This is a genomic window from Glaciimonas sp. GG7, from assembly GCF_052976905.1.
Genome location: NZ_JBRIIQ010000052.1, coordinates 22,617 through 28,662 on the forward strand (window position 1 = coordinate 22,617; position 6,046 = coordinate 28,662).

A 6,046-nucleotide genomic window follows, 5' to 3' on the forward strand; every position below is an offset into this window, starting at 1 on the left:
CAGCGTTGACTCTCAGGCTTAAAGAATTGGCACGGTTCCGGAATGAAAAAGGTCTTAAGTCATCGATTTAATTGACTTAAACCATAGACTTGAAAACGAGCGACGGCTTATCCCGTTGATGTATTCGATGTTCACCGCTTCCTCCAGTTTTAAACATAAAGCCCTGATTTCAGGGCTTTATTGTTTTCACAAACGTTTTGACAGACTATTTCGTAAGATATTTTTTAACACTTTAAGTCCACCAATGTAGTTCTCCCTCTCCTAGCGGAAAGTCTTCCGCCTCCAGCACTGCAATGACGCAAATAGCTAATAGCTAATAGCCAATGGTGATCGTTCGCCTATGTGTAAGTGCTTCAGATGCTTGCTTCGACAGCACCCGTTTATGTTGATGTAGATCTGTGCATGCCATCAGATCTACGCAACGCATATCCAACTCGCATTCTTTGCATCGCGCGCGTTTATAACGGCGCCGTGTGACCGTTTGCATATTCTATTGAGATCAAATGTTGATGAATACTTTTCGCCAGGATTGGCTCTCTAATGTCCGTGGGGACATTCTTGCAGGACTAGTCGTTGCATTGGCGCTCATTCCGGAGGCGCTCGCTTTTTCTGTTATTGCCGGGGTTGATCCCAAGGTTGCCCTGTATGCGGCTTTCGTCATTGCAGTTGTATCGGCTATCGCCGGAGGGCGTCCTGCCATGATCTCGGCGGCAACTGGGGCGGTTGCCTTGTTGGTCGTGACGCTGGTGAAAGAACATGGCGTTCAATACTTGTTTGCCGCTGGTGTATTGGCGGGTACGCTACAGATCGGTGCCGGACTGCTCAAGTTAGGCGCATTGATGCGATTTGTTTCTCGTTCGGTGGTCACTGGGTTCGTGAATGCCTTGGCAATCTTGATTTTCCTTGCGCAGCTACCTGAAATACTTCCCCTGCAATGGAGTATTTTTGCGCTGGTCGCCGGAGGTCTGGCCATCATCTATTTACTGCCGCTGCTCACCAAGGCGGTACCGTCCCCTCTGGTATGCATCATCGTGCTGACGATTATTGCGATCATTTTTAAGTTGCCAGTGCGCACGGTGGGCGATATGGGCGCATTTCCTGACAGTCTTCCCAATTTCGCTATTCCGATGGTGCCGATCAATCTCGATACATTAAAAATCATTTTTCCTTATTCCATCGCTATTGCCGTAGTTGGCTTGCTAGAGTCGCTGATGACTGCAGCAATCATTGATGACTTTACCGACACGAGCAGCGATAAGAATCGCGAGTGTCGTGGTCAGGGAATCGCTAACATTGTTTCTGGATTTATCGGGGGTATGCCAGGATGCGCGATGATTGGTCAGTCAGTGATTAACGTCAAATCGGGCGGACGAGGCCGACTATCGACTTTCGTTGCGGGCATTTTTCTGCTGATTCTGGTCGTTTTTTTGGGGCCTTGGGTCAAGCAAATTCCTATGGCAGCGCTGGTTGCGGTGATGATCATGGTCTCCATTAGCACCTTTAGCTGGCGCTCTCTGAAAAATTTGACTACGCATCCAACCACATCCTCTGTGGTCATGCTGGTGACTGTCGTGGTGGTGGTTGCGACAGGCAACCTGGCAATCGGTGTCGGCGTGGGCGTTCTGCTCAGCGCGGTATTTTTTGCATCCAAAGTTCGTCAGGTTTTATTGGTTGAGTCGACCATAAACTCTGACGGTGACGCTCGCCAATATACGGTAAAAGGGCAGGTATTCTTTGCGTCCTCCGAAGCCATGGTGTCGGAATTTGACTTCAAAGAAGCTATTTCCTCAGTCCGCCTGGACTTGTCCCACGCCCATTTCTGGGATATCACCGCAGTCGAGGCACTTGACCGTGTGGTGCATAAATTCCGGCGCAATGGCATTAGTGTCGACGTTGTTGGGTTAAACAGGGCAAGCGCGACCATGATTGAAAAATTCGCCACCCACGATAAAGCCCAGGGGCAGGGCGAAAGCGCTTCACCAGGCCATTAAGATACGGTGACGCGCACTTTAAAGACGGTACGAAAATGGATGCCAGCCGAAAATGTCTGTTTCGCGTTTCCGATGTATAAATAGGTTTACATCAGAAAATCGGAATTTTCCGATGAAACATCGGAAAATAGGCGATCTGATAGTCACCCATCAATCAGGAGGCTTCCATGTCAACAATTGAACAAACAGGGCAAACAGGACAAACAGTCGTTGGTGTTTTCGATCATTTCCAAGCCGCTCAGCAGGCGCAACGCGACCTCATTACGTCAGGGTTTGCCGCCGCCGACGTGCATGTTCGGATGCACCAAGGGCATGCATCGGGATTGGACATGGAAAGCCACGTCAGCCGAGGCTTAACGGAGAGCTTGCGCGACCTGCTCGGGACGCTGTTTGGTAGCCACCACGACGATATCGCGCATTACTCAGAAGCAATCCGGCGTGGTCATGTTGTGGTGGCTATTTTTGTTGCCGACGACGCATTGGTGCCGGTTGCCCAATCCGCTTTGCGCAACGCTGGCGCGCTCGATATTGAAAAACAAGCACAGAGCTGGCAGCGAGAGGGCTATACCGACTTTGATCCTGCGTCTGCTCCCTATACTGTCGATGAAATCATCGCCGACCGGGCGATGATTCGCGCGGCGCTAGTTGATAACCCAGACATCAACTCAGGCAATCCGCCAGAAGTCGAAAGTGTGCCATCCCCGCGCATCTATCCATTTCGCATGGCGCAAACTCCCTACGATGACATCATGGGAATGTCGGGTGGGGTGCATACTGGATTTATAAAGATATAGACAGCTCGTCTAAGTTAAACCACACATTTAAACCACACATCCCATCAACAGCGATGACAAGAAGGAACGCAGCATGCAATGTCAGTGGAAGTTGTTGATCAAGGTCAGTCTGCTCACGCTGATGAGTATCCATGCCGGTTTTACAGCCGCCGCGCCGCCTAAACCCTCGAAAACCCTGGTGTTTTGCTCAGAAGGCAGCCCTGAAGGATTCGATCCGCAGCTCTATACCACCGCCATTTCATTTCAGGCGTCGTCAGTGCCGGTGTTCAACCGCTTAGTTGAGTTTGATATTGGTGCGACCACCATCAAGCCTGCCTTAGCTACCTCTTGGAAAACCTCCGACGATGGCTTGACGTACACCTTTCAATTGCGCCGGGGCGTCAAGTTTCAAAGCAACGCCCGATTCACACCGACGCGGGACTTTAATGCCGATGACGTGCTGTTCTCTTTCAATCGCATGGGCGACCCGCATCATCCATTTCACCAACTCCCGGCAGGGCAGAGTTTTGCCTATTTTCTTGATATGGGAATGGATAACATCATCGCAAAAGTAGAGAAGCACGACGACTACACGGTCGTCTTCACCTTAAAACACCCGGAAGCCCCGTTTCTGGCCAATCTGGGTATGGATTTCGCGTCCATCATGTCGGCCCAATATGCCGAAAAAATGCAAGCGCTCGGCGTGCCGGACATGCTCAATCGTGAACCGGTCGGCACCGGTCCGTTTCAATTCGTGTCGTATCAAAAGGATGCAGTCATCCGCTACAAAGCCTTCGATGCGTATTGGGGCGGTCGTCCTAAAATCGACAATCTGATCTACGCCATCACGCCCGATGCATCAGTGCGCTACGCCAAACTCAAGGCCAATGAATGTCAGGTCATGACCTTGCCAAAACCCGCTGATATTGCCTTGATCAAAGCCAATCCGGCGATCACCTTGCTCAGCAAAGAAGGGTTGAACGTTGGCTATCTTGCCTTTAACGTCGAGAAAAAGCCGTTCGATAATAAATTAGTGCGTCAGGCGCTCAATATGGCGACCGACAAACAGGCCATTCTCAAGATCGTCTATCAAGCCGCAGGTCAGGCCGCAAAAAATGCGATTCCGCCCACACTCTGGTCCTACAACGACAACATCGTGGATTACGCGTATGACCCGATCGAGGCCAAAGCGCTGCTCGCCAAAGCCGGTTATCCCAACGGGGCAGATATAGAACTCTGGTATCTCCCGGCGACCCGTCCCTACAACCCAGACGGCAAACGCATGGCGGAGTTGATTCAGGCCGATTGGGCAAAAATTGGCATCCGCGCCAAACTGGTGACCTACGATTGGGCGGAGTACATCAAACGCAGCAATCAAGGTGAGCAGCAAGTCATGATGTACGGCTGGAACGGCGACAACGGCGATCCGGATAATTTCTTTGCGACGCTATTAGGGTGCGACGCCATCAAAGGCGGCGGCAATAAAGCACGCTGGTGCATGCCCGCCTTCGAGAGCTTGATCCAAAGCGCCAAGCGCACACCCAGTCAGGCAGAGCGCACCAAACTATATGAAAAAGCCCAAGTCATCGCCCACGAAGAAACTCCGTGGATCACGATCGCCCACGCGCTGCGCTACGCCGCAGTCCGCAAGGAAGTGATTGGATTCAAGATGTCGGTGTTCAGCGAATACGAATTTCAGAATGTTGATGTGGCAAATTAAACCTGGAAAGGGCAGTAGACCGGCGCGAGGACTGCATTCTGCAAAGAGGGGCCGGAAAAGCATGAAATGAGCAGGGCGCTTACATCAATCACGTACAAAAACTATCGAACATTTTTTGAAGTTTGTCCGATCGATTGCATCAGTTCGTCATGGCGCTCTTTATCGCTTTTGTGTAAATAAGTCGCCGTCGTAGAAATATTGGCGTGACCGGCAGTCTCCTGCAATGTCTTCAAAGACACATCATTGTTAGCATGCGTCGTCAACATCGTATGTCTGAGCCAATGCGCTGATGCATTGCGCAAAGAAAATGCACTATCCAGATCACCTTCAGACGCCGCCAGTCTCCCGGCAGCTGCAAACAGTACCTTCATCGCATCCGACACAGCCTCGTCAGTAATCGACGTCGGTACACGTGTACGCGAGGAAAGCACTAACGGCGTAGCGTCATCCCGGGTTGTTTGCGGCAACAAACCGAACGCTTTGCGGTAATCGCGAAAAGCATCGAGCATCTCTGGCGCAACCGGCAGGCGTCGAGGCTTCGAACCTTTTCCCACTACATCAAGCCACCAACGGCCATCTTCTTCGGCATACACCGCGCCCATTTTCGCACCCGTCATTTCGGACAGTCGGGCACCTGTAGTGATGTAGCTGATGAGCAAGAACCGATCACGCGCTCGGGCTTTCAGTGCCGTCGGCGTATCGGCAACCACCGAATCGAGCGTCGTATAAACATACGCAACGGCCTGTGTACTCAGATAGCGCGTCACCCTTGCATCACGTGCAGCTTTGACGTTTTTCACCAGTGCGCCAGCGTTACGCTCTAAATAACCGGCATTTTGAGCAAACTCCAGCAGCGCCTTTACCACCCGAAAAGCTTGCCGTGTGCTGGCCTCAGACAACGGCCCCGAAAAGGGTCGCCATCGGTCATCATTACGCGGCCATTTTGTTGACGATATCCACATTTCTGCAGGCTGAGGATCTTTCAAAAAAGCCTTGTAAGCGTTCAAATCTTCGATCCGCAATTGATGCATCATCTTCGATTGATGCCGACACCACAGCAAAAAGCGCCCAAGGTCTTTCTTAGTGCTTTTGATGGAATTTTCAGACAGTTCGTTGCTGTACAAAAAAGTACGCGCCAATTCAGAATCACTTCGCGCCGCGACCAACGAGTCTGAGTCACCATCGTCAAAGAATGGAATGTCAGCCATGGAGGTGTCATTGCCGGCTTTGGGCGGGTTAAGATCGATCAATTGAAAATTATTCATAAACAGCTTTAAAGAGTGAAAAAGTTGAATAAAGTATGGATGCTATTTAATTATAATCGACATTAGATATATAATCTCGACTTAAAAGTTATTGATAATTCAATACTTACCCCACCTGACCAACGTCATGTTTTTTTGCAATGGCGCATATTTCATCAAAAGACAAAACAAGCCAATCGGTAAGCGCATATAAATTACCCCTAAGTCCGACAGGCTGCCAGGAGTACACTCCCAGGTCACATGAACATCGATTCGTGCTCGATGAACCGGGCGCTTAGAGAAGCTATCACCGACTGC

Annotated in this window: 5 protein-coding genes; 3 read left to right on the forward strand and 2 right to left on the reverse strand. The window is 50.6% G+C overall.

All coding sequences use genetic code 11. The features are described from left to right. The first annotated feature begins 503 nt into the window (after positions 1 to 503). The 3 genes from ACVBEF_RS13110 (at position 504) to ACVBEF_RS13120 (ending at position 4,484) form a co-directional block, all read left to right on the forward strand. Complete coding sequence (locus ACVBEF_RS13110) at positions 504 to 1,991, forward strand: SulP family inorganic anion transporter (RefSeq protein WP_447124391.1); 1,488 nt, start codon at positions 504 to 506, stop codon at positions 1,989 to 1,991. Between the two features lie 167 nt (positions 1,992 to 2,158). Further along, positions 2,159 to 2,785, forward strand: coding sequence for a hypothetical protein (locus tag ACVBEF_RS13115; protein WP_447124392.1), 627 nt, complete (start codon positions 2,159 to 2,161; stop codon positions 2,783 to 2,785). A 73-nt stretch (positions 2,786 to 2,858) separates the two neighbouring features. Next, a complete protein-coding gene (locus tag ACVBEF_RS13120; RefSeq protein WP_447124393.1) occupies positions 2,859 to 4,484 on the forward strand; it encodes an ABC transporter substrate-binding protein in 1,626 nt (541 codons plus the stop codon). Between the two features lie 101 nt (positions 4,485 to 4,585). On the opposite strand, the gene ACVBEF_RS13125 is transcribed toward ACVBEF_RS13120, so the two are convergent. Both ACVBEF_RS13125 and ACVBEF_RS13130 read right to left on the reverse strand, forming a co-directional pair. Next, positions 4,586 to 5,749, reverse strand: a complete 1,164-nt coding sequence (locus ACVBEF_RS13125) for a tyrosine-type recombinase/integrase (RefSeq protein ID WP_447124394.1) — start codon at positions 5,747 to 5,749, stop codon at positions 4,586 to 4,588. 99 nt (positions 5,750 to 5,848) lie between these two features. Further along, on the reverse strand, positions 5,849 to 6,046 hold a 198-nt coding region (locus ACVBEF_RS13130), incomplete at its 5' end, for a hypothetical protein (protein WP_447124395.1).

Bases quoted from the DNA above. Each gene is read 5' to 3' on its own strand.
- ACVBEF_RS13110 (WP_447124391.1), top strand. From the start codon at position 504: ATGTTGATGAATACTTTTCGCCAGGATTGGCTCTCTAATGTCCGTGGG.
- ACVBEF_RS13115 (WP_447124392.1), top strand. From the start codon at position 2,159: ATGTCAACAATTGAACAAACAGGGCAAACAGGACAAACAGTCGTTGGT.
- ACVBEF_RS13120 (WP_447124393.1), top strand. From the start codon at position 2,859: ATGCAATGTCAGTGGAAGTTGTTGATCAAGGTCAGTCTGCTCACGCTG.
- ACVBEF_RS13125 (WP_447124394.1), bottom strand. From the start codon at position 5,749: ATGAATAATTTTCAATTGATCGATCTTAACCCGCCCAAAGCCGGCAAT.